General features: G+C 41.8%; 20 protein-coding genes. 15 read left to right on the forward strand and 5 right to left on the reverse strand.

Annotation, left to right across the window (positions count from 1 at the left end):
• Nucleotides 1-171: 171 nt before the first annotated feature.
• From UQW94_RS14880 to rmf, 11 genes are all read left to right on the forward strand, one after another.
• The gene (locus tag UQW94_RS14880) at nucleotides 172-837 is read left to right on the forward strand and encodes a hypothetical protein (RefSeq protein WP_005377438.1); all 666 of its coding nucleotides are present in this window, start codon (nucleotides 172-174) and stop codon (nucleotides 835-837) included.
• 226 nt (nucleotides 838-1,063) lie between these two features.
• Nucleotides 1,064-3,670: an aminopeptidase N gene (gene pepN, locus UQW94_RS14885; protein WP_322142340.1), complete on the forward strand. Its 2,607-nt coding sequence runs from the start codon at nucleotides 1,064-1,066 to the stop codon at nucleotides 3,668-3,670.
• Nucleotides 3,671-3,735: 65 nt separating this feature from the next.
• Nucleotides 3,736-3,954 (forward strand): DUF2835 domain-containing protein, encoded by a 219-nt coding sequence (locus UQW94_RS14890; RefSeq protein ID WP_005377440.1) that lies wholly within the window; start codon nucleotides 3,736-3,738, stop codon nucleotides 3,952-3,954.
• A gap of 201 nt (nucleotides 3,955-4,155) precedes the next feature.
• Entirely contained in the window at nucleotides 4,156-8,997 is a 4,842-nt protein-coding gene (locus UQW94_RS14895; protein WP_086046766.1) for an NAD-glutamate dehydrogenase, read from the forward strand.
• 311 nt (nucleotides 8,998-9,308) lie between these two features.
• Nucleotides 9,309-10,319 (forward strand): quinone-dependent dihydroorotate dehydrogenase, encoded by a 1,011-nt coding sequence (gene pyrD / locus UQW94_RS14900; protein WP_225472945.1) that lies wholly within the window; start codon nucleotides 9,309-9,311, stop codon nucleotides 10,317-10,319.
• Nucleotides 10,320-10,487: 168 nt separating this feature from the next.
• Nucleotides 10,488-11,030 (forward strand): cell division protein ZapC, encoded by a 543-nt coding sequence (locus UQW94_RS14905; protein ID WP_005377444.1) that lies wholly within the window; start codon nucleotides 10,488-10,490, stop codon nucleotides 11,028-11,030.
• A gap of 486 nt (nucleotides 11,031-11,516) precedes the next feature.
• Nucleotides 11,517-13,637: a bifunctional 23S rRNA (guanine(2069)-N(7))-methyltransferase RlmK/23S rRNA (guanine(2445)-N(2))-methyltransferase RlmL gene (rlmKL, locus tag UQW94_RS14910; protein ID WP_053350765.1), complete on the forward strand. Its 2,121-nt coding sequence runs from the start codon at nucleotides 11,517-11,519 to the stop codon at nucleotides 13,635-13,637.
• A gap of 21 nt (nucleotides 13,638-13,658) precedes the next feature.
• On the forward strand, nucleotides 13,659-13,901 hold the full coding sequence (locus UQW94_RS14915) for a glutaredoxin family protein (protein WP_017821808.1): 243 nt from the start codon (nucleotides 13,659-13,661) through the stop codon (nucleotides 13,899-13,901).
• Complete coding sequence (locus UQW94_RS14920) at nucleotides 13,879-15,798, forward strand: ABC transporter ATP-binding protein (RefSeq protein ID WP_213893859.1); 1,920 nt, start codon at nucleotides 13,879-13,881, stop codon at nucleotides 15,796-15,798. The genes UQW94_RS14915 and UQW94_RS14920 overlap by 23 nt, the downstream gene beginning before the upstream one ends.
• Before the next feature lie 7 nt (nucleotides 15,799-15,805).
• Nucleotides 15,806-17,539, forward strand: a complete 1,734-nt coding sequence (locus UQW94_RS14925; protein ID WP_322142341.1) for a DUF3466 family protein — start codon at nucleotides 15,806-15,808, stop codon at nucleotides 17,537-17,539.
• Nucleotides 17,540-17,720: 181 nt separating this feature from the next.
• Nucleotides 17,721-17,894, forward strand: a complete 174-nt coding sequence (gene rmf / locus UQW94_RS14930; protein WP_005377453.1) for a ribosome modulation factor — start codon at nucleotides 17,721-17,723, stop codon at nucleotides 17,892-17,894.
• A gap of 140 nt (nucleotides 17,895-18,034) precedes the next feature.
• On the opposite strand, the gene fabA is transcribed toward rmf, so the two are convergent.
• Both fabA and UQW94_RS14940 read right to left on the reverse strand, forming a co-directional pair.
• The gene (gene fabA, locus UQW94_RS14935; protein ID WP_005390081.1) at nucleotides 18,035-18,553 is read right to left on the reverse strand and encodes a bifunctional 3-hydroxydecanoyl-ACP dehydratase/trans-2-decenoyl-ACP isomerase; all 519 of its coding nucleotides are present in this window, start codon (nucleotides 18,551-18,553) and stop codon (nucleotides 18,035-18,037) included.
• 70 nt (nucleotides 18,554-18,623) lie between these two features.
• Nucleotides 18,624-20,264 (reverse strand): Lon protease family protein, encoded by a 1,641-nt coding sequence (locus tag UQW94_RS14940; RefSeq protein ID WP_322142342.1) that lies wholly within the window; start codon nucleotides 20,262-20,264, stop codon nucleotides 18,624-18,626.
• Between the two features lie 210 nt (nucleotides 20,265-20,474).
• Between UQW94_RS14940 and matP the strand changes: the two genes are divergently transcribed.
• From matP to UQW94_RS14960, 4 genes are all read left to right on the forward strand, one after another.
• Nucleotides 20,475-20,924, forward strand: a complete 450-nt coding sequence (matP, locus tag UQW94_RS14945) for a macrodomain Ter protein MatP (protein WP_005396497.1) — start codon at nucleotides 20,475-20,477, stop codon at nucleotides 20,922-20,924.
• A 15-nt stretch (nucleotides 20,925-20,939) separates the two neighbouring features.
• The gene (locus UQW94_RS14950) at nucleotides 20,940-21,251 is read left to right on the forward strand and encodes a DUF3634 family protein (protein WP_005377468.1); all 312 of its coding nucleotides are present in this window, start codon (nucleotides 20,940-20,942) and stop codon (nucleotides 21,249-21,251) included.
• A 114-nt stretch (nucleotides 21,252-21,365) separates the two neighbouring features.
• Nucleotides 21,366-21,689 carry a hypothetical protein gene (locus UQW94_RS14955; RefSeq protein WP_167415211.1) on the forward strand — a complete coding sequence of 108 codons (324 nt, stop codon included), beginning with the start codon at nucleotides 21,366-21,368 and terminating at the stop codon, nucleotides 21,687-21,689.
• Nucleotides 21,690-22,211: 522 nt separating this feature from the next.
• Nucleotides 22,212-22,577 carry a phage protein gene (locus UQW94_RS14960; protein WP_024701218.1) on the forward strand — a complete coding sequence of 122 codons (366 nt, stop codon included), beginning with the start codon at nucleotides 22,212-22,214 and terminating at the stop codon, nucleotides 22,575-22,577.
• 38 nt (nucleotides 22,578-22,615) lie between these two features.
• Here UQW94_RS14960 and UQW94_RS14965 read toward each other — a convergent pair whose 3' ends face one another.
• The 3 genes from UQW94_RS14965 to UQW94_RS14975 form a co-directional block, all read right to left on the reverse strand.
• Entirely contained in the window at nucleotides 22,616-23,152 is a 537-nt protein-coding gene (locus UQW94_RS14965; protein WP_322142343.1) for a hypothetical protein, read from the reverse strand.
• Between the two features lie 219 nt (nucleotides 23,153-23,371).
• Nucleotides 23,372-23,947: a hypothetical protein gene (locus UQW94_RS14970; RefSeq protein WP_322142344.1), complete on the reverse strand. Its 576-nt coding sequence runs from the start codon at nucleotides 23,945-23,947 to the stop codon at nucleotides 23,372-23,374.
• On the reverse strand, nucleotides 23,944-24,663 hold the full coding sequence (locus UQW94_RS14975) for an AHH domain-containing protein (protein ID WP_322142345.1): 720 nt from the start codon (nucleotides 24,661-24,663) through the stop codon (nucleotides 23,944-23,946). The genes UQW94_RS14970 and UQW94_RS14975 overlap by 4 nt, the downstream gene beginning before the upstream one ends.
• Nucleotides 24,664-24,792: the final 129 nt, after the last annotated feature.

The raw sequence follows: 24,792 nt of genomic DNA on the forward strand, positions 1-24,792 counted from the left end.
GAGTGAGTCTTTCAGATTCACTCTTTTTTTATGCCTTTTTGTCTTCCGCTGTCTCGATATCGAGCAAGATATTCGCTTATTTTCCCCCAATAATTTACGTGATCTACATCTAAAATTTCGCGAAAGTGAGGACTACTGGCTAAGCTAAAAGAAAACGATAAGGATGCCGATATGAAGTGGTTCTTTATTTTACTTAGCTTTTGCTGCTTTAGTGTGTTTGGTGGAGAAAACACCAGAGAAGATGAATTAAGTCACTTTGACACGCCGTTTCTCATCGGAGACTGGTATTTAATGAACCCAAACCCCGAAGAGTCGGCTGAAAACTTTCGCGCGATCAAACTCTCATTAGGTTCTGACTACAGCTTTTCTATTGATATTCAAAAGAAAGACTATTCCGTTGACCATTGGGAAGGGCTGTATAACGCAAATGAAGACACCATCGTTCTTGGTTTAAACACCGACGAGCCTCAAATTTATGCCTATCGCAACAACCATAATACGCTTGATCTTAATGGTGTAACGTTCACTAAAGGATTATCTAATTCACTTGCAGGTATTTGGTCTAGCTCTCACGTATCTGGCGACGGTCTTGTGGCCAACAACATTAATCAGATGGATTTGATACTTCAACCTGATTTCGTGTTCATGTTTAGGGTTTCGAACGAAGAAGGAGATGAGTCCATCAAACAAGGTGTGTTTTACACAGAAGATGAGTTTTTGGTTCTGCTGTATGAAAATGGCGAGCATGGAACCACGTATAAGCTCAACAAGAATGAGCTAACGATCGAAGATTCCAATGGTGATATGTACGCCGTACTCAATAGAGTTACGCCATGATGCCTTTAACATGCGCCAAATTACGCGTGCGTACGGTAAGTCATTAATGTTGTTTAAATGTTAATCAAAAAACGGAGCTAGAGCACTAAAAGCTCCGTTTTTTGATGGAAAGACTTGTATTCTGATACCACAACCCCTACAAATAGCTTATATAGTGATACCAGAAATGCATTTTTGATCATGCAGTCTGGTATTTTTGTTGTTCGACATACAAGGATTTATGCTCATGTCTCAAGCTCCCCTGGCCAAATATCGTAAAGATTATAAAGAGCCATCTCATGCGATTACTGATATCGATCTAACGTTTGATCTATATGACAATGACACAATCGTTACGGCGGTATCAAAAGTTGCTCAAAAAGGCGATACAACAACGCTAGAACTCGATGGCGAAGGGCTTGAGCTACGCGCTGTAAAAGTAAATGGTGAGGATTGGGCTCATCACGAGGTGAAGGAGTCATCGCTGGTACTGACCGATCTTCCATCCGAGTTTGAACTTGAAATCGTCACCAAAATTGATCCTGAAGCGAATACAGCACTCGAAGGTTTGTACAAATCAGGCGGCGCATTTTGTACTCAGTGTGAGGCTGAGGGCTTCCGCCGTATCACGTACTATCTAGACCGTCCGGATGTTCTAGCAAAATACACAACAAAAGTGATCGCAGATAAAGCGGCTTACCCATATTTGCTGAGCAATGGTAACCGAATTGCAGAAGGCGATGCAGAGAACGGTCGTCACTGGGTTCAATGGCAGGATCCGCATCCAAAACCAGCTTACTTGTTCGCCCTTGTTGCAGGCGACTTTGATGTATTGCGTGACAAATATACAACGATGTCAGGTCGCAGTGTTGATTTAGAAATCTTTGTTGATAAAGGTAACTTAGATCGTGGAGGTCATGCGATGACATCGCTGATCAACTCGATGAAGTGGGATGAGGAACGCTTTGGCCTGGAATACGATCTGGATATTTACATGATCGTTGCTGTTGATTTCTTCAACATGGGTGCAATGGAAAACAAAGGCTTGAACATTTTTAACTCAAAATATGTTCTGGCGAACGATCAAACTGCGACAGATCGTGATTATTTAGGCATCGAAGCTGTGATCGGTCATGAGTACTTCCACAACTGGACTGGCAACCGTGTCACTTGTCGTGACTGGTTCCAACTAAGTCTAAAAGAAGGCTTAACCGTATTCCGTGACCAAGAATTCTCTTCTGACTTAGGCTCTCGTGCTGATAACCGTATTGATAACGTACGTATTATTCGTGGTCCTCAATTTGCGGAAGATGCAAGCCCAATGTCTCACCCGATTCGTCCTGACAAAGTCATTGAGATGAATAACTTCTACACGCTAACGGTGTATGAAAAGGGCAGCGAAGTTATTCGCATGTACCATACACTCCTTGGCGAAGAGGGCTTCCAAAAAGGAATGAAACTTTATTTTGAACGTCACGATGGTACCGCCGCGACGTGTGAAGACTTTGTTTCTGCAATGGAAGATGCCACCGGTGTTGATTTAAAACAGTTCCGCCTGTGGTACAGCCAATCGGGTACACCAACGCTGCGCGTAAATAGCGAATACAACGCTGATGCAAAAACTTACGCACTAACGGTAGAGCAATTTACGGAGCCGACGCAAGACCAAGCAGAAAAACAAGCGCTGCATATTCCGTTCGATATCGAGTTGTATGATTCGAAAGGTCGAGTTATCCCACTGGTGATTAACGGTGAATCTGTTCATAACGTGCTGGATATTAAACAAGATAAGCAAACGTTCGTATTTGAAAATGTCGAAGAACAGCCAGTGCCATCTTTGTTGCGTGAATTCTCGGCACCAGTCAAATTAGAATACGATTACAGCGATGACGAGTTAGTCTTCTTGATGAAGCACGCAACGAACGATTTTGCTCGATGGGACGCTAGCCAAATGCTATTGGCTAAATACATTCGTCAGAATGTGAAAAATGTTCAAGCGGGACAAGAAGTATCGCTTTCTGAAGGTGTGATAGATGCTTTCCGCGGTGTGCTGTTGGATGAAACGCTTGAGCCAGCTTTCATTGCTCAAGTTTTCTCTATGCCTTCAATCAATGAGATTACTGGTTGGTACCAGCAAATTGATATCGATGCCGTAGACAAAGTGCTAAACAGCATTACAGTGTCACTTTCTAAGGAATTAGAAGATGAGCTAAGTGCAACTTATCACACGCTTAAGCAAACAGAGTATACGATCGACCATGCTGCTATTGGCAAGCGTGCTTTACGTAACCGTTGCCTTCAGTACCTAGCATATACGGAAAAAGGTAATGATTTAGTCAACGCGCAGTACGCATCTGCAAATAACATGACAGATACGATTGCTGCGATGAGTGCCGCAAATAACGCTCAGCTCGAGTGTCGTGAAGCACTTATGGCTGATTATAGCGATAAATGGAAGCACGATGGTTTGGTTATGGATAAGTGGTTTGCACTTCAAGGTAGCAATCCTGCAGAGGATGCTCTTGAAAAAGTAAAAGCAACCATGAACCACGAAGCATTTAGTTTGAAAAATCCGAACCGTACGCGCAGCTTAATTGGCTCGTTCTTAAGTGCGAACCCTGTACGTTTCCATGATAAATCCGGTGTAGGTTACCAGTTTGCCGGTGAAATTCTTCGCCAACTAAATGATTCGAACCCACAAGTAGCTTCTCGAATGATTGATCCTTTGCTTAAGTTCCGTAAATACGATGAAGCTCGCCAAGCAATGATTCGTGCAGAACTTGAAAAGCTCAAAGCAATGGATAATCTTGCTAAAGATCTATTCGAAAAAGTGACTAAAGCACTAGACGAATAGTAAACAACACAATAGGGTGGTCATTTAGACCACCTTATTTGTTTATGTCACTTAGTTTTCACTTCATGAACTATTACTACTTCAATCTCAACATTTCATATCAAACGTTTTTATCTCATTATTCTGGTGCGGCAAGTGTTGTTCAAGTTGTCACACACAACGGTTTGCGTTTGCAGTTACCCGCCGCGAGATTTAGACCATTTCTTAGTCAATTGGGCGTTAGAGGCCAGTTTAGACTAACAACTGACCAAAATAATAAGTTTCTTAAGTTAGAAACTCTGTGATGTATTGTATTTGCAGAGAGTTAAATAGGAATCTTAGTCACAGAATCGGACATTTCACCTCTTACCACTACGATTAGTTGTTAAACATTTGTAATTATGCTTTTACAATGGGCACATGCATTACCTATGCTTAGTTTCTAAGGTAACAACCTAGCTACTAAGTCCCCCTACAAAACAACAATTCTAATGTGGAGTGTGAATATGACCGCGCGTGAAAATGTAGTGCCGGTTCTGCTTGAAAAGGTTTACCAACTGATTCAAGACAAACTCGAGCTTTCTCACCAAACGCTTGTAACTAAACTTGCTCAACACTTATTCAGTAACATTGCTGATGATGATCTAATTCAGCGAAACGAATCCGACCTTTATGGTGCTGTCGTTAGCCTTTGGCACCATATCAATGAAAAAAAACCAGAAGAGATTTCGGTTCGAGTATTTAACCCGACCGTAAGTCGTCAAGGCTGGCAATCCACACACACAATCGTAGAAATTGTTGTTCCAGATAGTCCATTCTTAGTGGACTCAGTCAAAATGGCTTTAGCACGTTTGGATCTTGTTTGTCACCTAATGTTGAATAACCCAACACAGATTCAGCGTGATAAAAAAGGCCAAGTTACAGACGTAAACGGTGAGGGTGGTGTTCTTCAATCACTTTTCCACATAGAGGTAGACCGCCTTACTAGTAAAGACGAGATGCAAGCGCTTAAAGAAGAGCTGTTAAGAATTCTATCTGATACTCGCTTAGTCGTTGATGACTGGAAGCAGATGGTTGATAAGCTTAAGTTTGTTACTGATGAACTTGAGAAAAATAAAGATCGTGTTTCTATCCAAACTGATCGTATGGATGAAACGATCGCATTTCTTCGTTGGCTAGAAGATCATAACTTTACCTTTATGGGTTATAAAGATTATGACTTAAAAGAGGTCAATGGTGATACCGAACTTGTTCCTGCTAAAGAAAAAGGACTAGGTCTGTTTGCTGATGACAAGCGCGTGCGTAGCGTCAAGCTCTCTGAATTATCAGATTCAGCGCGATTAGAAGCGAAAAAACCATACGCTCTGATCATCACCAAAGGTAACAAAGCATCTCGTATCCACCGTCCGGCTTATACTGATTACATCGGTATTAAGAAGTTTGATGAAAACGGTAAAGTAATAGGTGAGCATCGCTTTACTGGTTTATATACCTCCGCCGTTTACAACCAAGCGGTACAAAGTATTCCTCTGATCCGTGAAAAAGTTGACCGTATCCTTGAAGCAAGTGGATACCGTCACGGATCATACTCATACAAAGCATTGCACAATATCTTAGAAAACTACCCACGCGACGAGTTGCTTCAAGCTAATGAAGAAGAGCTGCTTGAGGTGGGAATGGGTGTTGTACAAATGCAAGATCGTGACTTGCTGCGTTTGTTTGTTCGTAAAGACCCATTTGGTCGTTTCTTCAGTTGCATGGTTTATGTCACTAAAGATCGTTACAACACAGAATTGCGTCGTCAAACTCAACGCATTCTTAAGCAGTACTTTGGTTGCGAGCAAGAGGTTGAATTTACAACGTACTTCTCAGAAAGCCCACTAGCGAGAACACATTACATTGTTCGTGTAGACAATAACAACATTGACGTAGACGTGAAAAAGATCGAGCAAAATCTAATGGAAGTTTCTACCTCTTGGGATGACAGACTAAAAGAATCCATCATTGCTAACTTTGGTGAAAGCAAAGGCCTTCCTCTTTCAAAAGAATATATGAGTGCGTTCCCTCGCTCATACAAAGAGGACATGATGCCAGGTTCTGCGGTTGCAGATATCGAGCGCTTAGAAGCGTTAAGTGATGATAATAAACTTGGCATGTTGTTCTACCGACCTCAAGAAGAGGGTGCAGATTCCAAAGCTGTCCGCTTAAAGTTATACCATCGCGATGAACCAATTCACCTTTCTGACGTAATGCCGATGTTGGAAAACCTTGGTTTGCGTGTGATTGGCGAATCGCCATATGAGATCGAGAAAAACAACGGGCAGACTTTCTGGATCCTTGACTTCTCTATGCTGCATAAGAGCGAGAAAACCGTTGACCTTCGTGAAGCTCGTGATCGTTTCCAACAAGCATTTGCTGCCATTTGGGCGGGTAATCTTGAAAGTGATGGTTTCAACCGATTGTTATTAGGTGCGTCGTTATCTGGCCGTGAGATTTCCATTCTTCGTGCTTACGCACGATACATGCGCCAAGTAGGCTTCCCATTCAGTCAGCAGTACATCGAAGACACGCTAAGCCACTACCCAGACTTAGCGACAGGTCTAGTCAAGCTGTTCACCAAGCGATTTGATCCGAAACACAAAGGCAGCGAGAAAGGCCAAAACGATCTAATTAAAAAGCTAACAGAGCAGTTGGATCGTGTAGAGAGCTTGGATGATGATCGTATTATTCGTCGTTATATTGAAATGATCATGGCGACGCTTCGTACCAACTACTACCAAGTAGACGAGAATAAGCAGCCTAAGCCTTGGTTATCTTTGAAAATGAAGCCAAGCGATATTCCTGAGATTCCGCAGCCTGTACCTGCATTCGAGATCTTTGTTTACGCACCAGATATTGAAGGTGTTCACCTTCGTGGTGGAAAAGTGGCTCGTGGTGGTTTGCGTTGGTCAGATCGTCAAGAAGACTTCCGTACGGAGATTCTTGGCTTAGTAAAAGCGCAACAGGTTAAGAACACTGTAATTGTACCAGTGGGTGCAAAAGGCGGCTTCGTTTGTAAACGCCAGCCATCTCTCACCACTCGTGATGAAATTTTTGCGGAAGGTCAGCGTTGTTACAAACGCTTTATCCGTGCACTGCTAGATGTGTCAGATAACATCATTGAAGGAGAGGTGGTACCACCACAAAACGTTGTTCGTCACGATGAAGATGACCCATATCTAGTAGTGGCTGCCGATAAAGGCACAGCAACCTTCTCAGATTTGGCAAACTCTGTTTCTGCAGAATACAACTTCTGGCTAGGTGACGCATTCGCTTCAGGTGGTTCAAACGGTTACGATCACAAAGCAATGGGTATCACCGCAAAAGGTGGTTGGGAATCTGTTAAGCGTCATTTCCGTGAAATGGGCATCAACTGTCAGACCACTGATTTTACTGCAATCGGTGTAGGTGATATGGCAGGTGACGTGTTCGGTAACGGTATGCTGTTATCGAAGCATATTCGATTGCAAGCTGCGTTTAACCACATGCACATCTTTATTGATCCAAATCCAGATTCAGCCAGCAGCTGGGAAGAGCGTAACCGCTTGTTTAATTTGCCAAGATCAAGCTGGGAAGATTACAACAAAGACTTGATCTCTCAAGGTGGTGGCATCTTCTCTCGTCGATCAAAATCGATCCAGTTGACGCCAGAAATTCAGAAAATGTTAGGTACGAAGAAAGCATCTTTAGCGCCTAACGATCTGATAAAGATGATCTTGAAAATGAAAGTCGATCTTCTTTGGAATGGTGGTATCGGCACTTACGTTAAATCATCGACAGAAACTCATACAGATGTTGGTGACCGTGCTAACGACATGCTGCGCATTGACGGCCGTGACTTAAGAGCCAAAGTGGTTGGCGAAGGTGGTAACTTGGGTATGACTCAGCTTGGTCGTATCGAATACGCACTAACTGGCGGTCGAGTGAACACGGACTTCGTTGATAACGTAGGTGGCGTTGACTGTTCGGATAATGAAGTCAACATCAAGATCTTCCTCAATGGACTGGTTTCAAATGGCGATCTTACGGTTAAGCAACGTAACCAAATTCTAGAGTCTATGGAAGACGAAGTGGGTGAAATTGTCTTGGATGATGCTTACCGTCAGTCGGAGTCGATCTCTGTTACTGAACAGCAAGGTGTTGGCATTGTTAAGGAGCAAATTCGATTCATCCACACTATGGAGAAAGCAGGGTACTTGGACCGTGCTCTCGAATACATTCCTGATGATGAAACGCTAATCGAGCGTGAAAAACAGGGACTAGGTCTGACTCGCCCTGAGCTATCAGTGTTAGTTGCCTACGGTAAAATGGTACTTAAACAGCAACTTGTTACGGATGAAATCGCAAATGATGAATTCCATGCAAAACAACTTGTTGAATATTTCCCAAGTGCGTTACGACGTAACTATAAAGATCAAATGGTTAATCACCCACTGCGAGCTGAAATTATCGCTACAGCATTGGCTAACCAGATGGTTAATGAAATGGGCTGTAACTTCGTTACTCGTTTGCAAGAAGAAACTGGTGCAAGTGTTGTCGATATTGCCAACGCTTACAGTGCGGCTAGAGAAATCTTTGATTTAGAAGCAATCCTCAAGCAAACTCGCAAACTTGATAACGTTGCGACAGCGCAAGCTCAATACGAAATTATGTTTTACGTGCGCCGAGCACTGCGTCGAATTGCACGCTGGTTGCTTCGTAACCGTAGCGGCAAATGCACGGTCGGTGAGTTGATTGCTATCTACAAGCAAGATGTCAATGTTATCACTGAAACCCTAGACACTATGTTAGTTGAGTCTGAAGTTGAAGAACACAATGAGTTGGCTCAAGGTTGGATAGAGAAAGGGGTTGAAGAGAAACTCGCTCACCAAGTTGCCCGCTTATCAAGCTTACAATCTGCACTGGATATTTCATCAGTAGCAAGTGAAACAGGTAAAACGGTTGAGCAAGCATCGAAACTCTACTTTAACTTGGGTGACCGTTTATCGTTGCATTGGTTCTTGAAGCAAATTAATAGCCAAGCCGTTGATAACAACTGGCAAGCACTTGCAAGAGCGGCATTCCGTGAAGATCTGGACTGGCAACAACGTCAACTTACCGCTCAGGTACTGACTTGTGGCTGCTCAACCGAAGAGCTTGACGTGATGGCTGCGTTAGAAGATTGGATTGAAACTAACGAGCAATCGTTGCACCGCTGGGAGAGTATCTTAAACGAGTTCAAAGTTGGCTCAGTACACGAATTTGCTAAGTTCTCTGTAGCACTTCGAGAGCTAGTACTTTTAAACCTCAACTGCTCATCGAAAGAGTAGTGGAATAATCAAGTCATAAGTAAAAGCCTCGTTATTTAACGGGGCTTTTTATTATCTATTATTCACATTTGGAACGAAAATAGTTACATTGTCACATTGAATTGAAATTAAAACAGAGTGAAATCGATTGCTTTTAAGCGGTTAGTTACGATTTTTATCGCAGAAACTTGATTGTAATTGTTTGTTTTATATTTAAAAATCTTATAAAGATATAGGTTTTTACTTATTACGTTCATTTTCATTGAATTACGATGAAAAACGGTAAATAATATTGTCCCGTTTATACGGGGCTTTTTTCTTTCGGAGGCACAATGCTTTACCGTCTAGCCAGAACTGGCTTTTTCCAACTCGATGCCGAGAAGGCACATGATCTTGCAATCAAGAACTTCCAACGCTTTAACGGCACACCACTTGATCTCTTTTACCGCCAACAGTTACCAACTCGTCCAGTTGAGTGTATGGGTCTAACATTCCGTAACCCTGTTGGTCTTGCGGCTGGTTTAGATAAAAACGGCGAATGTATTGAAGCATTTGATACCATGGGCTTTGGCTTTGTCGAAGTCGGCACTGTAACGCCACGACCACAACCAGGTAATGATAAACCACGCTTATTCCGTTTAGTGGAAGCAGAAGGGATCATCAACCGCATGGGCTTTAATAACCTAGGCGTTGATAATTTGATCGAGAATGTTAAACGAGCAAAATTCAATTGTGTTCTCGGAATTAATATCGGTAAAAATAAAGATACGCCAATTGAGAAAGGGGCAGAGGACTACCTGATTTGTATGGAAAAAGTGTATGAGTATGCTGGCTATATTGCAGTAAACATCTCATCGCCAAACACTCCAGGTCTTCGTTCACTTCAATATGGTGAAGCGCTTGATGAACTGCTTTCCGAATTAAAAGCGAAACAAGCGGAGTTATCAGAGAAGTACAACAAGTATGTCCCGTTAGCATTAAAGATTGCGCCAGATTTAAGTGACGATGAAATCTGCCAAATCTGCGATTCTTTATTGAAAAACAATATAGATGGTGTGATCGCGACTAACACAACTTTGGATCGCACGATCGTAGAAGGGATGAGACACGCCAATGAGGCAGGTGGCTTGAGTGGTCGCCCTGTGCAATCACGCTCTACGGAGGTCGTACGTAAGCTTCATGAAGAGCTTGGAGACAAACTTCCAATTATCGGTGTTGGTGGTGTAGATTCCTATGTTGCAGCCAAAGAAAAGATCATGGCAGGCGCTAAACTTGTTCAAGTCTACACTGGCTTTATTTACCACGGCCCAGGTCTCGTACGTGATATTGTTAAGAATCTTTAACATATACATCAAAAACTACTGAAAAATCAGTACCTGTTACATAAAAAAGAGGACTTTGTTTCCTCTTTTTTTTTATCCGTTCGTTTGTAGAATTTAAAAATCACGAGTAGGTAATTAAGCGTCTTACCTCTTTACCACTGATTTAACTAGTCAAGAGAGAACGGAATAATGCTTAAACCCAGCGACAAATGGAATTGGTATTTTGACGAGCAAAAAGCTTGCTTAATGCTGGATCTGGGGGAGGAAATGATTTTCCAAACCAATCTATCCCGAAAATTGTTGGTTAACTGTGCCTTCTCAAACAGTGAATTTACCGTTGATGACGCCAGCGCATTTCAAACGTTTAATGAGCGCATTCGCTGTCTCGATATCAGTGAATATCGCCAAGCTGAATTAACACTGTATTGTGTTGCTGCAAAGCGTTTTCATAAACCTGTACAGCCTAAGAGCTGGTTCTTCGATGCACAGTCCTCTGATTATGAACCTCAAGAAGGGGACATGGTCTTTCTCACAAATCAATATTCTGATGGTATGTTCATCGTTCTAGAACCAGGCGAAACATCGAGCTTATGTGCTTATGTTAACCAAGAAGCCTTTGTTCTTGATGGCAATAAGGCGCTTCAATTTGGGCAGCCGATTAAAGTAATGCATGATCGCATGGCTTGTGCAAACCACCTCTTTGCAATGACCCCTATGGCAATGGTGGGTTAAAGCTGTTTAATTTTTCTTTATTTCGTTCCTTTGTTTGCCTTAATCGACCTTATTGGGTCGATTTTTTTTGTCCTTTCCTCTGACACTCCAATCCGAAAGACCATGAAACTGTTTGTTTTCTATGCATGCAAACATGAAGCTGGTCACTTTTATTTTACTTATTTCAATTTGATTACTCCTTTAATTAGGCAACCTAGCGCCTAAAAAAAACCTATTTATTCCCCTATAAAGGGTATTTGTAAGTAATTTACATCAATCAATCCCGACTGGTATATACCAAAATGCATGTAAATAAGTATTCACTTCTTCTAAAGGAAACAAAATACGTTCATGAATGAAAAACATTCAAACTAAAGATGTTGAAAGTTTTAGATCATTTGAGTGGTGATGATTTGAACTAACGGGTGGGAAAATACCTTTAAAAACGAGGCATTGATCGTAAAGTCAGGTATAATTGAAGCCATTTTTTATCAGCGAAAGAACACTATGAATCAATATCTCGCGGTAACTTCAAATGGCATGGAAAATTTGCTTGTTGAAGAACTGACTAAACTAGGCATTGAAAATGCGAAACCAGTACAGGCAGGCGTAAAATTTAAAGCGACAAACGAACAGGTTTATCGCTGTTGTTTGTGGAGCCGTTTAGCGTCTCGATTTGTACGTGTTTTATCTGAGTTCACGTGTAACAACGACATGGACTTGTATCTATCCACTTCCACTATTAACTGGGTTAACCAATTTCATAGCTCTAAACGCTTTGTTGTGGACTTTAACGGCACAAACCGTGAGATTAGAAATAGCCAATACGGAGCTATGAAGGTCAAAGATGGCATCGTAGATTGCTTTGAGAATAAAGGCTTGCCACGTCCTAATATCAGCAAAGAACGCCCAGATATTCGTATTCACGTTCGTTTGCATAAAGATAAAGCGTTGCTTGGGGTAGACATGGTAGGTAGTGGTCTTCATCAGCGTGGTTATCGACCAGAATCGGGTCGTGCGCCATTACGTGAAACGCTTGCTTCTGCGATTATCATGCGTTGTGGCTGGGATGGGCATCAACCATTACTAGATCCAATGTGTGGTTCTGGTACTTTGCTTATTGAAGCGGCAATGATGGCTGCCAACATGGCACCTGGCGTTAAGCGCAAACAATGGGGCTTCGAAGTTTTGGAAGACTTTGAACCGGAGACCTGGGCTGAGATTAAATCAGAGGCTAATGTTCAAGCTAGACGAGGTGTCAAGAAAGTTGACGCTAAGTTTTTTGGATTCGATAACGACCCCAAAGTATTAAAAGTCGCTCAAGAAAACGCCCGCAGAGCAGGTGTTGAAGAGTTGATTGAGTTTGCGCAAGGTGATGCTGCAACTATTACTCGTCCCGCAGGATTTGAACACGGTGTTATCGTTTCAAACCCACCTTACGGTGAGCGTCTAGGAACTGAGCCGGGGCTGATTGCGCTCTATACCGCATTCGGTGGACAGCTAAAATCTGAGTTTGGCGGATGTAAAGCATCTATCTTCTCTAGCTCAGACGAGCTCTTGAGTTGCCTTCGTATGCGCGCTGATAAACAGTTTAAATTGAACAATGGTGCGTTACCGTGTCACCAAAAGAACTACAGCATTGCCGAGCGCAGCGCTGATGAAGTGAAAGGTGCAGATACTAACGTTCAAATCGCACCAGACTTCTCAAACCGTTTGAAGAAAAACATTGGCAAGATTGGCAAGTGGGCGCGTAAAGAGAAACTAGACTGCTATCGTATCTACGATGCAGACCTTCCAGAATATAACGTAGCGATCGACGTGTACGGCGATCAAATTGTGATTCAAGAGTACGCAGCACCTAAGAACATCCCTGAAGAAAAAGCCAAGCGTCGTCTAACGGACATTATCCGTGCGACGATTCAGGTGACAGGTGTCGAAGCGAACAAAGTTGTACTGAAAGTTCGTGAGAAGCAGAAAGGTCGAAGCCAGTACCAAAAATTAGGTCAGGTATCAGAGACGCTCGAAGTAAACGAGTACGGTGTGAAGCTGATCGTGAACCTTCATGACTACCTAGACACAGGCCTGTTCTTGGATCATAAGATCACTCGTCGTCGTCTTGGCGAAATGGCACAGGGTAAAGATTTCCTTAACTTGTTTGCTTACACTGGTAGTGCAACAGTGCACGCTGCAGTTGGTGGTGCGCGTTCCACTACAACTGTCGATATGTCAAACACCTACTTGAACTGGGCGAAAGACAATATGCAGCTTAATGGCTGTGTAGGGCGCCAACATAAATATGAACAAGCGGACTGTTTGCAATGGCTAGAAAACGCAAAAGGTGAGTACGACTTGATCTTTATTGACCCACCTACGTTCTCTAACTCTAAGCGTATGGAAACATCATTCGATGTACAACGTGACCACATTAAGCTAATGAAGAACCTCAAACGTTTACTGAGAAGTGAAGGCACAATCGTATTTTCAAATAACAAACGTCACTTCAAGATGGATGAAGAATCACTCGCTGAATTGGGTTTGAAGGCTCAGAATATTTCTTCTCAAACGTTACCATTAGATTTTGCGCGTAATAAACAGATTCATAACTGTTGGCTAGTAACGCACGCGTAGTATAAACAAAAGGATTAATACGTGCTGATATTGTATAGCACGGAGGGATGCCATCTTTGTGAGATGGCATTTGCTCTAGTAGACCAAGTCGGTTTGGCCGAGCAAACAGATATCATTGATATTGCGTTCGATGATGTACTATTTTCTCGTTACGGCGTCACAATACCCGTATTAAAATATCAAGATTCTGAGTTGAACTGGCCGTTTGACTTAGAACAACTCACACATTGGTTGGATAATAATGGCATTACTTACCATTCATAACGCACAACTTGCATTTGGTGACCACCCATTGCTAGACAAAGCGGAGTTCGCTCTTCAAGAAAACGAACGCGTTTGTTTAGTTGGTCGTAACGGAGCAGGTAAGTCCACGTTAATGAAAGTGCTTGCCGGCGACATTTTGTTGGATGATGGCAAGATTCAAATAACTCAAGACGTAGTAGTTTCTCGGCTTGAACAAGATCCACCGCGCAATCAAGAGGGTACGGTTTACGAATACGTATCTGGCGGTTTGGCTGAAATCGGCGAACAATTGAAGATCTATCACGATCTTCTCGATCTTGTTGCTCAAGACCCAAGTGAGAAGAACATTAACCGTTTGGCGAAAGTTCAAGAGCAACTTGATCATTCTAATGCTTGGCGCTTTGATGACCGTGTTAAGAACGTACTTGGCGCTTTAAAACTAAGCCCAGAAACCAAATTGGCCGATCTATCCGGTGGCTGGCAACGTAAAGCTGCTTTAGCTCGTGCGCTGGTTTGTGATCCTGATGTATTGCTTCTTGATGAACCAACAAACCATCTCGATGTGACAACGATCGAATGGTTAGAGAACTTCTTAAAAGACTTCAAAGGCTCGATCATCTTTATTTCTCACGACCGTGCATTCATCAAGTCGATGGCGACACGCATCGTCGACTTAGATCGCGGTCAATTAGCTTCTTTCCCTGGTAATTACGAACAGTATTTGAATGACAAAGAAGAAATGCTTCGCGTCGAAGAAATGCAAAATGCTGAGTTCGATAAGAAACTAGCTCAGGAAGAAGTGTGGATTCGTCAAGGTATTAAAGCACGTCGTACTCGTAATGAAGGCCGTGTTCGAGCCCTTAAAAAACTTCGTGAAGAGCGTCGTGACCGTCGTGAAGTTCAAGGTAAAGTTAACCTAAACATCGATGATGCTTCTCGTTCAGGTAAGATTGTATTTGAAGCAGAAAATGTATCTTTTGCTTACGAAGGCAAGACAATTGTCGACGACTTTAGCTTTAACATCATGCGTGGTGACCGTATTGCACTTATCGGACCAAATGGCTGCGGTAAGAGTACGGTACTTAAATTGCTATTAGGGCAATTGGAAGCGCAGTCTGGTCGTTTACACTGCGGAACAAAATTAGAAGTCGCGTACTTTGATCAGTACCGAGAGATTTTGGATCCAGAAAAGACAGTGATCGATAACTTAGCGGATGGGAAACAAGAAGTAATGGTTGGGGGACGTCAGCGTCATGCGCTGAGTTATCTCCAAGACTTCTTATTTGCACCTAAGCGCGCCAGAACCCCGGTTAAGGCACTTTCCGGTGGTGAGAAAAACCGATTATTGCTAGCCCGTATCTTGTTGAAACCAAACAACTTACTTATTCTTGATGAACCAACTAACGATTTGGATATCGAAACGTTGGAACTTTTAGAAGAAATGCTTGCCAATTATCAGGGTACATTATTGTTAGTGAGTCACGACCGTGAGTTCGTAGACAACACAGTAACAACCAGCTGGATTTTTGAGGGTAACGGTATAATCGAAGAGTTCGTTGGTGGTTATCATGATGCTAAACAGCAGCGTGACCAAGTTCTTGCTTCGCGCAGTCAGGTTGAAAAACCAACGAAGAAAGAGAAAGTGGTTGAGGAAACTCCCAAAACTACGCAACCTAAGAACAATTCGAAGAAGTTATCGTATAAGCTGCAAAGAGAATTAGAGGCTCTACCAGCTAAACTTGAACAATTAGAGTCGGATATCGAGAGCCTTCAGGAGCAAGTGAACGATCCAGAGTTCTTTGCTAAACCTGTAGAGCAAACTCAGCCGGTATTGGAACAGCTTGCTGCACTAGAGCAGGAGTTGGAAATCGCATTCGAGAGATGGGAAGAACTCGAAGCAATGCAACAGGATAGTTAAGAATTCAATGAATTGTAGTAATAAATTCAAATTGACCGCCATTGCAATGATGGTTGGTACCACAATGAACGCACAGGCGGCATTGTATCAAGTTGTTGAGGTTTCACCTCAGGATCATGGTTCAAACGGTGACTACCAAACGGCTTACGGGGTTGCAATTCAACAGGGCGATGCAAGTACAGATCCTTCAACAGGTTCACCTTTCGCTTTAGGCTGCTTTGATGCAGCAGCAAACTGCACGCCAGAGCAGTTTAAACTTGCAATGGAAACTCGCACTACGCCGATTTCAGCGACACAAGCCGTGGATGGGAACAGCTATCGTGAAGAAATCCCATTCGGATTAGACGCTGGCTTTTATTACATCCAAGAACTCAAAGACTTTGAGCGTTACTGTTACAACCAGCTTCGCTATTCCACCTGTGACTCATGGGCTTCAGTAAACTGGACGCCGTGGAATAAAGAACGTAGTAAAGACTTTACTTCTAATGCGTTAGCGTTCATAGAAGAAGATTCTGCTGCTTATAAAAATGAATATAACAATGTTATCAACCAGCTTACCGAGGGTGGTGCAGCTGTCGGTAATCAGAGTAAAGTTAGCACAGAAAATACTTCTACATTAGAAACACGAAATACCGTAGTTGCACCAGTAGAGCCAAATATTCTTACTGGCGATAGTGACGCAAGTGTTGTGCAAAGCCATGCTTGGAGCACAGACGGCATTTTTACTGTTGGCAGTGTTTCTCGAACAGCAAGCAATACCAATGGAGCTCACCACACATCAAAAGCAGCGATTTGGGATCAAAGCGGAACCGTCAGTGAATTGGCTTGGCCTAGTGGCACATCTAAAGATGGAGAAAGGTTAGCTCAAGGGAGCATGCGTGACCTTGTCACTGATGGAACAACGGTCTATGGCGTAGGTTACAACACTTACAGTGATGATAACTACCTGAATGCGACTGTTTTTGTCGGAACTCTAGAAGCCGAAGGTAGCGTTGAAAACGCAACTTGGAAAAATAAAGTTGTTGTAGGAGCTAGACAGCGCGAAGGTGATGATACGGTTCATACAAACTCACGCTTAACCGACGTTAACTCTAATTTTGTTGCTATTGGTGAAGCGAAACGTTCGGGCGGATACTTAATGCCAACGGGCTCTGCTCCGAATCGTCTCTTTATCGTAGATGATGTTCGTAAGGATTCTATTAGCGCTTTTTACCCAACTACTGGCATTTTCTTTAGCGGTGCGGGCGGTAAGATGGGCGGTATCAACTCTTACAATGAAATCGTCGGGCAACTTGATGCGGAAACGACTCGTGAAGACGATGGCAAGCCACGTCGTAAGCGCGGTTTTATCTATCCATATAGCCTAGGTGGCGAGACTAGTGAACGTGCTGCAACATTGTTTAATGGAAAAGCTTGGTTCCTAGACAGTTTGACTAATGGCGGTGATTACTCTGAACAAAACAATCAGTTCCGTATTATCGACGCAACTGATATCAATGATGCAGGTGTGATCTCTGGTACTGCTATGAAATGTGCAGGTGGTTATAGCACAACAGCAAACAATGCGACATGTAGCTCTGAAGAGCAAATTGTAGCAGTCAAACTAGTACCTATTGCTGACGCAACTAAGGACGACATCGTATCTCGAAGCATTGACTCAACGACGACAGAGCGTCAAGGTGCAGGCCTTGGTTGGTTAGCTTTGACCATGCTTGGATTGTTTGGGTTCCGTAGAAAATAGTTAAAAATCGTCAGTAATTTTTAAATCAAGCAGAGGCTCACACATTTGAGTCTCTGCTTTTTTTATGCCTTGAGAAATTGCCTACTTTGATCGATTCTTATAAGTGGAGTCATAAAAACTCCATCAAAGTTTCACAATAACAGCTGTACGTTAGTAAATGGACCTGTATGAGGAATTAACTATGAAGAGACAAAAGCGTGATCGCCTAGAACGAGCTCAATCTCAAGGCTACAAAGCTGGATTGAATGGAAGGTCTCAAGAGGCTTGCCCATATCAACAAGTTGATGCTCGGTCGTATTGGTTAGGTGGTTGGCGTGATGCCAGAGATGAAAGACAATCTGGTCTCTACAAATAAACTCTCCACATACAAAAAGAAGGATTCGAAAGGGCTCTACGGAGCCTTTTCTACATTATAGGGACATAGGGAAGTAGGTTAACACTCGATAACAAAAAGGCTCCTAAATAGGAGCCTTAATAAATCGATTAAAATCGTGATTAGAAGCTTGAAGTGTCTTGGAACAAGCCAACTTTCAAATCTTTTGCTACGTAGATTTCTTTGCCGTCCACACATACACGACCGTCAGCCAAACCCATCACAAGCTTACGGTTTACAACGCGTTTCATGTGGATTTCGTACGTCACTTTTTTCGCTGTTGGCAGGATCTGACCTGTAAACTTCACTTCGCCAACACCCAGAGCACGACCTTTTCCTTTGCCACCAACCCAGCCAAGGAAGAAACCAACAAGTTGCCACATCGCATCAAGGCCAAGACAACCCGGCATTACTGGGTCGCCAGGGAAGTGGCAGTCAAAGAACCACAAATCTGGAGTAATATCCAATTCCGCCAAGATCAAACCTTTACCAAAATCGCCTTCAGTCTCAGACATTTTAGTAACACGATCCATCATTAGCATGTTTGGCGCAGGAAGCTGAGGGTAACCAGGCCCAAACAGTTCGCCTTGGCTAGAAGCAAGTAGATCGTCACGGTTATAAGAATCACGTTTGTTTTGCATTATCAATTACTCCAATTTTTGATAGCTGCATCTTAGTGAACACGTGTACGCTAAACAACTCCGATCAGTACTAGACAAACCAGTTTTTGATGCGCTGCACAATTCCTTCTGGATGCTCATGTCTTTCAAAGTTTTCAATACGTTCCGCTATTTTGCCAATAATGCTATCGTCTTCACCTCTAAAAGGTTTATTCATTACAATCGGAATAGCTTCATCTACGGTAGAAACGGACCAAATATGGAACTCACCATTTTTAATGCTTTCTATTACATCTTTATGTAATGCAAGGTGTTTAAGGTTTGATTTTGGCATCACAACACCTTGATTTCCTGTAAAACCTTGATGTTTACAAACCTGATAAAAACCTTCAATTTTTTCGTTCAAGCCACCAACGGCTTGCACTCGACCAAACTGATCAACAGCCCCTGTAACCGCAACTTGTTGATTAATTGGAGATTCAGATAAAGCACTTACCAAGCAACAAAGTTCTGCAAGAGATGCGCTGTCACCATCAACTTCACTATAAGACTGTTCAAATACGATGGAGGCTGAGTAAGGCAGTGGTTCATCCAGTTTCAGAGCAGAGCTCAAGAAAGCTTGCATAATCATCATGCCTTTTGCATGTAGATTGCCTCCAAGCTCAGCTTTGCGCTCAACATCGGAAACATCGCCATCACCAAAATGAATTACACAAGATATTCGTGCAGGCTCACCATAGCTGACAGGGTGCCCAGCCATATCAATAACGGTTAGGCCATTGATTTGACCAACTTGTTCCCCAGTTGTCTCAATGATGACTTGGCCATCTAAAATATCGTACACGGCACGCTGAGGAAGGTAAGATTCTCGGTAATACTTGTCGTCAATCGCTTTATCTAACGACTTGTAATCTAATGCGTGACCATCACTGAACTGGCTGGCAAGCGTTAGAAGTTGAGAGTGCCACATTACTCCTAAAGGCAGATAATGTTGATCTTCAGTAAATCTCATACCGGCTAGCAACAATCTTCTAAAACCACATTCAGTTAAGTGAGGCAGCTGATATTGAGAACATATCCAGTTCACTAAACCAAAGTAATCTGTCAAATTCTGCTCTGACAGATGAATATCTTCTTCAACTTCCGTATACATGGCAAAGCCAGAACAGAAGTCTTCATCGATGTATTCTAGCTCTGCTAACTGACTTCTTTCTCCTGTTACAATCAGTTTTACATCATAAGCTTTAGCTTGCGGTACTGAAGTAGGTAAACGAGTAGGGCTTAGGTTCAGTGGCTCGATAAGGTTTTGTTGGATTGCAGACTTTATATTTGGCCAAAGTCCTGGGTTAGCCAAAATTAGATTAGCCGATACAATTAAGTAACCGTTATCTGCCTGTGAAATTAAGCCAGGTTGGAAGGCAATATCACCACTTAAATCGACACTGTAACGGTCAAATAAGCGTTTGGCATCAAGTGATTCCGACAAAACTATCGCAGCGTTAGACTGGCTCTGAAGAGCTTTACTGATGAACTCTCTATAGACAGAATTATCTACGCAGTTAATGAGTAGTACTCGCGTCAATCCAGAAATTTTTGAAAAACGAGATATCGTTGCCGACATTCTCGGTTGGAGATCAGTAAAAGACTTCTTTGGTAACGAAGGTGCAGACTTTAAAAGTGCTTCGTACTGCTCAAGTGAAGGTGTTACGTCTTGCCAATTAAGTTGGTTCATTAAAATTCATCGTAATTCAATCTTGCCGACATTATAACGAAACGGACTATAACACCCTAGCACCAATTTGGTTTGCTCACGGCATTCAACTCTCAATGAACAATACTTAGACAAATGAGTGATCAACATCGATACTTCTAAGAGTTTTATTTGCCCAAGTAAACCATCTGGGTTACGCTGTCACTAGGTTATGTTTATGGGTCGGAACAAATGAAATATCAGCAGCTTGAGAATCTAGAATGTGGGTGGAAATGGAAGTATCTCATCAAAAAATGGAAAGATGGTGAAGCGATTACCCGACATATTGATACAAGCGAAGCAGATGCAGCGGTCGCAGAACTAAAACGCCTTGAACACGAGCCTACACTTGTCTTGGCTTGGATAGAAAACCACATGTCAGAAGAGTTAGATAATAAACTCAAGCAGGCTATCCGAGCGAAACGGAAACGTCACTTCAATGCAGAGCAAGTCCATACAAAGAAGAAATCCATTGATTTAGATTACCGAGTTTGGGAAAAGCTTTCTAGTAGAGCGAATGAACTTGGTTGTACGTTATCTGACGCAATTGAATATTTGCTTTCCGAAGCGTCGAGAAGTGAAAAAGCGAGTCAAAAAGTTACCTCAATTAAAGAGGATTTGAGTAAATTGCTATCTAGCTAGGATAGGGAGTGCCAAATGTTATATGTAATCTTAATTGCAGCCATCGTGATCTTTTGGTTGATCGCAGTCGATAGGCCGGTGTTAAAAGTAAAGTTTGATAATGGCCATATTAGTAACGTAAAAGGGCATCTACCTCCTTCTTTCAAACACAACTTACAGGATATTAGTGAGCATAACCCGTTTACTGGTGAAATGAAGGTGTATAGCCAACGAACAGGAATGCGCTTAAGCTTTTCCAAAGGCATTCCCAAAAAAGTTCAACAGAGGATTCGTAACGTTTTTCCGCACCAGGGCTTCAAAGCAAACAAAGGCAAGAAGCGCGCTTAATTACATATCAGTTACTTCATCATGTTAAATGGGACGCAATGTGGCGTCCCATTTTCGTATCTACAGAAAAATTACTTATCATCGAACAATCAACAACATAAACGGACCAAAACGATGAGATACGTTGTAACTTTAATGGTATTGATCTTTGCAAGTAATTCAGTTTTTGCTGACGATTCAGAAACGAACCTGTTGGCTAAAAAGATTAAGACTAAGCTTCAAAAGAAAGTAGACAATAAGTTTGATGGCTATCAAGGTTATTGTGACGTCATGATAGAAATGGAGCACAAAAGTAAAAACGTAGTAATAAAAAGAGTAACCAGCAGTGGTGACCAAAAAGTGTGTAGGTACGTTAAGTCCAACTTGAAGAAAGGAAAACGCTATCGTTACAAATACCCCGAAAAGTACATTCGCCTCCATATAACCACAGGCTTATAAATGTTTCAGAACGCCTTGATTAAGAGCGAGTGAACTGAGCTCGTGATTTTTGGCAGATTTCGTTGCGGAGCGATTAGAGCGTTTAGCTGATTTTTGCTGTTGTACGAGGCGAGTATGAAAGGCTTTTTTGTTTGGTAGTGCTTAAGTTAGTAATCGTGATGCCATTGAATGGCAAATTCAGTGAGTTGGCCATCATCACCATACATAGATTGATTCAGGTACTTACGGAAGAACACGCCAGTAAGTCGAGGGCTAAGCGCGCATCAATTTTCAATAAGAGATTTGATTTGCTTCGTAAGCATAACCACAAACCAAACTAGCGATTGCAAGTCCACAGGAACCTCGGTTAAAGCCTCAAAAGCAAACAATGTTGTTAATCTTAGGAGGACATTTTAAAGTAGCTAAAACCGGACATTATTGCTTTGAGTTTACACCCTCCTTGGTGCGCATTATATCTGCTTATGTTGAATGCGATTGCATATGCTAGTCCTATAAAATGTCTCTCTTTTGAGGGACTATTCAATGAAGTATCACGAAATGACTAAAAACTATATTTTTCGTGAATTTGAATGTGGTTTATCCGTCGAACAAGCTGCTGAACTTTGTTTAAAAACTGTGAGAACAGTCAAAGAATGGGATAAGGGGAAAACCATTCCTCCTGAGTGTAAACGGCTCATGAGAATGACAAAGGGAAGGGAACTGAGCCCATCTGAACAATGGGAACATTTCAAAATGCATTACGATAGATTAGAACTCCCAACAGGGCAGCTGGTAACGGCTCAGCAGGTTTTGACAGGAATAGCTTTGTTAGAGATTGGGGCATTAACTGATTTAGAAGCTGCGGGTCAAGTGCTGAAATATGCAAGAGCACTTAGAGACATGATGTAGAAAAAGGCTCCAATAGGAGCCTTTTAATGTTGTAAGGTTTAAAGCGGCTCTATATTCGCACTATTCCAATATTTAGAAAAACCCATAGCTGTAACAGTAATTTTATCAAAGCCTTCAGCAATATCGGATTCGACTAAGACTCTATTGCTTTTGATGAATGAATTAATCACGTATCTTTTTCCTCGTTCAGTATCAGGAGTTAAATAGATATAAGCGAAATCATCATCATCCTCTTTAACACAAAATCCAAGCATTCTAATGGGTTGCCCATTAAATTTTTGTATCCTAGTACCTTCAAGTATATGTTGATTTGTGTTGTTTGTGTCCTTAAGTTCCCTATAGTTGCATGTGTTTCTACTTGTATCTACGTAAGTAAAAAACATACTTAATTCTCCGTTCATATTGTGCTTCGCTTGAGCGATGAAAAGTCTTCCTGACTTATCTCCTTCATACAGGGAGGCCATTAAAACAGCGCCGCTTTGCTCCCATGAAGCATCAGGTGCTGATATCCACTCATCTTTAGCTGAAGCAAAGAAACTGGTTGCTATAAGTAGAAATAAAGTAAGTTTCTGCATTAAATTCCCGCAAATTAGTCCTATAAAGTTTGTGGGTATTGTAATTTAGTGGAAGATAGTTTTGGGACCTTAATTGTTAGAGGATATGTAAGTAATCATCATCAAAACATAAACAAATAGAATTATAAGCTTACATATGCAAGTATTATTTCATACAATGCAAAAAGGCTCCAAAGGAGCCTTTTTGCGTGTAAATGTCTAACTAATAACTCTGCTGAATCAATCTTCAAATACATCTAGTAGATTTGTATCGAACGAAAGTCCTTTTAGATTGTGCTCGTCACATAACGATATGAGTTTGTCATCACAATAAATTGACATACAACCTTCATCTTTTGATTTAAAGACATATTTATTTGAAAGATCGCTTTCTATAAATACCAGTTTCTCTAATAATCCTTGTTCTCCGTCAATGTCTTCAAATTTTATTTTCTGCTTATCTTCTTCTCCAAAAGACATCACGTTGAACACGGTAAAACTTTCATCATCGATTGTAATCGGTAAGAACTCACCGTCAGAGTCAATTACATCTCGTACTACCTGATATGCATTTTCTCTCAAGACAAGGAATGTTCTCCACTTAGATATGTCTGGAATTGCTTCAGCAGATTTAAAATGTTGAGTAAATGTTGTATTCTCATTTACCCAAACATCTCTCAAGCCTGTTGAGTCAACAGGATCTCTTCTAAGTCGCCTTAACAATTTAAGGTCATCTGAATCGAGAGCTCGCTTATAAGGGTCATGCTCTAAAACTTTAAATTCTCGGGGCTTATTTTTTAATTTGTATACAGTCATACAGTAGGTTTCCAGTTAGCATCTTTCTTCTCAAGAATTTTCTCAGGATGAGAGCCGTCTTGTATTTGCTTTTTCATTTTCAGCAGTGTGGACTTAAATACATTCTCACTATGCCTAATTCTTCCTAGCGTGCCAATCCAGTTCTGATAATTTGTACCATGTATTCGTGAGTGAGGCGGAGCTTTTGGAGTAGTGTAGTGATCTTTGTAAGCACTGGATTTAGGTAACCAAACACCATTAATTGCATCATTAATACCTATACCAAATTCGAACATTTGTAATTTTGCATCAATCATCGCAGTTACCTTACCGTTTCCCATCACAATATGATGTGCTGCGTGATTTGGGCTAGGTTGAGGTTCAGCTACGGCATAGAGGTTTCTAATTAGCGAATTCGTAGGATGGTGTTTCTCTCTAGATAGTTGGCTTTCATCTTTAGCCTTGTTTTCTCGACGGTACTTCTTAAGGTCTTCATAGAGCTCGTCTTGTAAGCGAGCGTGGGCTTTAATTTTTGCTCTTTCGCGTTTCAAATGTTTAATTGTTGCTTCAACCTCTTCAAGCTCGGATTTACTGGCATTGGTCAAGTTACTAACCTTTTTATAGTGTTTCAAAGCTTCGACTTGATAGTTATATATAGCTAACTCTAATGCCGATGGATTTGTTGGCCTTGGTGGTTTCTTGAATACAGGTGAAACTCCTAGTGTAGTAGTACTCATATCTGCTCCTCAAAGTAAGAGATAAACAGTTGATCTAACACATAGAGTTAAAAGATTCAGGTTAAAATAATCACAACAAAACCTGAATCTAACTTTTAAGTAACAACAAATTTGTAAATTACATTTCAC

The organism is Vibrio sp. PBL-C16 (assembly GCF_034321865.1).
GTDB lineage: Bacteria > Pseudomonadota > Gammaproteobacteria > Enterobacterales > Vibrionaceae > Vibrio > Vibrio alginolyticus.

Bases quoted from the DNA above. Each gene is read 5' to 3' on its own strand.
- pepN (WP_322142340.1), top strand. From the start codon at position 1,064: ATGTCTCAAGCTCCCCTGGCCAAATATCGTAAAGATTATAAAGAGCCA.
- UQW94_RS14940 (WP_322142342.1), bottom strand. From the start codon at position 20,264: ATGAACCAACTTAATTGGCAAGACGTAACACCTTCACTTGAGCAGTAC.
- UQW94_RS14890 (WP_005377440.1), top strand. From the start codon at position 3,736: ATGAACTATTACTACTTCAATCTCAACATTTCATATCAAACGTTTTTA.
- UQW94_RS14955 (WP_167415211.1), top strand. From the start codon at position 21,366: ATGAGATACGTTGTAACTTTAATGGTATTGATCTTTGCAAGTAATTCA.
- UQW94_RS14960 (WP_024701218.1), top strand. From the start codon at position 22,212: ATGAAGTATCACGAAATGACTAAAAACTATATTTTTCGTGAATTTGAA.
- matP (WP_005396497.1), top strand. From the start codon at position 20,475: ATGAAATATCAGCAGCTTGAGAATCTAGAATGTGGGTGGAAATGGAAG.
- rlmKL (WP_053350765.1), top strand. From the start codon at position 11,517: ATGAATCAATATCTCGCGGTAACTTCAAATGGCATGGAAAATTTGCTT.
- UQW94_RS14895 (WP_086046766.1), top strand. From the start codon at position 4,156: ATGACCGCGCGTGAAAATGTAGTGCCGGTTCTGCTTGAAAAGGTTTAC.
- pyrD (WP_225472945.1), top strand. From the start codon at position 9,309: ATGCTTTACCGTCTAGCCAGAACTGGCTTTTTCCAACTCGATGCCGAG.
- UQW94_RS14975 (WP_322142345.1), bottom strand. From the start codon at position 24,663: ATGAGTACTACTACACTAGGAGTTTCACCTGTATTCAAGAAACCACCA.
- UQW94_RS14905 (WP_005377444.1), top strand. From the start codon at position 10,488: ATGCTTAAACCCAGCGACAAATGGAATTGGTATTTTGACGAGCAAAAA.
- UQW94_RS14950 (WP_005377468.1), top strand. From the start codon at position 20,940: ATGTTATATGTAATCTTAATTGCAGCCATCGTGATCTTTTGGTTGATC.
- UQW94_RS14970 (WP_322142344.1), bottom strand. From the start codon at position 23,947: ATGACTGTATACAAATTAAAAAATAAGCCCCGAGAATTTAAAGTTTTA.
- UQW94_RS14925 (WP_322142341.1), top strand. From the start codon at position 15,806: ATGAATTGTAGTAATAAATTCAAATTGACCGCCATTGCAATGATGGTT.
- rmf (WP_005377453.1), top strand. From the start codon at position 17,721: ATGAAGAGACAAAAGCGTGATCGCCTAGAACGAGCTCAATCTCAAGGC.
- UQW94_RS14965 (WP_322142343.1), bottom strand. From the start codon at position 23,152: ATGCAGAAACTTACTTTATTTCTACTTATAGCAACCAGTTTCTTTGCT.
- UQW94_RS14880 (WP_005377438.1), top strand. From the start codon at position 172: ATGAAGTGGTTCTTTATTTTACTTAGCTTTTGCTGCTTTAGTGTGTTT.
- fabA (WP_005390081.1), bottom strand. From the start codon at position 18,553: ATGCAAAACAAACGTGATTCTTATAACCGTGACGATCTACTTGCTTCT.
- UQW94_RS14920 (WP_213893859.1), top strand. From the start codon at position 13,879: ATGGCATTACTTACCATTCATAACGCACAACTTGCATTTGGTGACCAC.